Source organism: Geminicoccus flavidas, from assembly GCF_009806515.1.
Classification (GTDB): Bacteria; Pseudomonadota; Alphaproteobacteria; order Geminicoccales; family Geminicoccaceae; genus Geminicoccus; species Geminicoccus flavidus.
Window position 1 is genome coordinate 1 of sequence record NZ_WUJP01000661.1, and the last position, 1,490, is coordinate 1,490.

Annotated in this window: 2 protein-coding genes and 1 pseudogene; all 3 read left to right on the forward strand. The window is 70.3% G+C overall.

Annotated features, from left to right (window positions below; genetic code table 11):
- Positions 1-359: pseudogene (locus EQG76_RS18765) on the forward strand (TetR/AcrR family transcriptional regulator); the annotation flags it as partial.
- 100 nt (positions 360-459) lie between these two features.
- Positions 460-1,257, forward strand: coding sequence for an enoyl-CoA hydratase (locus EQG76_RS18770; RefSeq protein WP_159715900.1), 798 nt, complete (start codon positions 460-462; stop codon positions 1,255-1,257).
- A partial coding sequence (locus tag EQG76_RS18775) for a CoA-binding protein (protein WP_235031449.1) occupies positions 1,254-1,490 on the forward strand: 237 nt, incomplete at its 3' end. The genes EQG76_RS18770 and EQG76_RS18775, both read left to right, overlap by 4 nt.

The window sequence follows — 1,490 nt, forward strand, 5'->3', positions numbered from 1 at the left end:
AATGCCTTCTGCTGGATTCGGCCTCGGCCCTGACCGACACGTGCGACGGCAACCCGCCAGGCTGCATGGTGACGCTCTCGTCGGCCGGCTGCGGGGGGCATGCCGAGCTCGACGCGCGGATGCGCTCGGCGCGGGCCGCCATGCTCGACCGCCTGGAGGCGCGCCTCGGCAAGGCGGTGGCCGAGGGCGAGCTTCCGGCCTCGATCAATGTCCAGGCACTGGCCCGGTTCGTCCAGACCGTCCAGAGCGGCATGTCGATCCTGGCCCGCGACGGCGCGGGTCGCAGCGAGCTGGAAGCCGTGGCCAGGATCGCGATGCTGGGCTGGGATGCCCACACCCGGGACGGCGACAGCAGCTGATCCGTTGCCGTCAGGGGTGGGAGAGCCCAGCCCGACACTATATTGAGGGTTCCAGCCAGCCCTTCACAGGCCGCATCCGCGCTTCCGGGACCAGTCCGCCATGTCCGGCACCATCATCCAGAACGAGCCACTGATCCTGCGGGACGACCAGGACGGGGTCGCCACGCTCACCCTCAACCGGCCCAAGGCCTTCAATGCCCTGTCCCGGCCGGTCCTGGCCGAGCTGGAGGCGCAGCTCGACAAGATCGCCGAGGACCGCTCGGTGCGGGTCGTGGTGCTGACCGGGCACGGGGCCGCCTTCTCGGCCGGGCACGACATGAAGGAGCTGGCGGCCGACCGCAGCGAGGCGGCGCTCACCGAGCTGTTCAGCCACTGCTCCCGGGTGATGGTGAAGCTTGCCCGCCTCCCGCAGCCGGTGGTTGCGCGGGTGGACGGGATCGCGACCGCGGCCGGCTGCCAGCTCGTCGCCGCCTGCGATCTCGCGATCTGCACCGAGGAAAGCCGCTTTGCCACGTCCGGCGTGAAGTACGGCCTGTTCTGCGCGACGCCGGCCGTGGCGCTGCGCCGGGCCGTGCCGCAGAAGGCAGCGCTGGAGATGCTGTTCACCGGCGACTTCATCAATGCCGCCGAGGCGCTGCGCGTAGGATTGGTGAACCGGGTGGTCGCCAAGGCGGAGCTGGACGGGGCGGTGCGGGACCTGGCGGCCCGGATCGCGGAGAAGCCGTTCGACGTGATCGCGCTCGGCAAGCGGGCCTTCTACGACGAGGCGGGGATGGGGCTGGAGGAGGCCTACCGGCACGCCACGGAAGTGATCGTCCAGAACGCGGCCGGCCCGGATTTCGGCGAGGGGGTCGCCGCGTTTACCGAGAAGCGCAAGCCGGTCTGGCCGAACGGTTGAGCCACCCCCGCACCCTGCCCTTCCCTGCCGCCTGGACCGCCATGACCGCCCCCCTGCGCTACGCCGATGCCGACCTCCGCCGGATCCTGAAGGAGGTGAAGACCATCGCCATGGTCGGCGCCTCGATGAACGAGATGCGGCCATCCTACTTCGCCATGCTCTATCTGCAGGGCAAGGGCTTCCGGGTGATCCCGATCAACCCGCGTTATGCCGGCCAGACCCTGCTGGGCGAG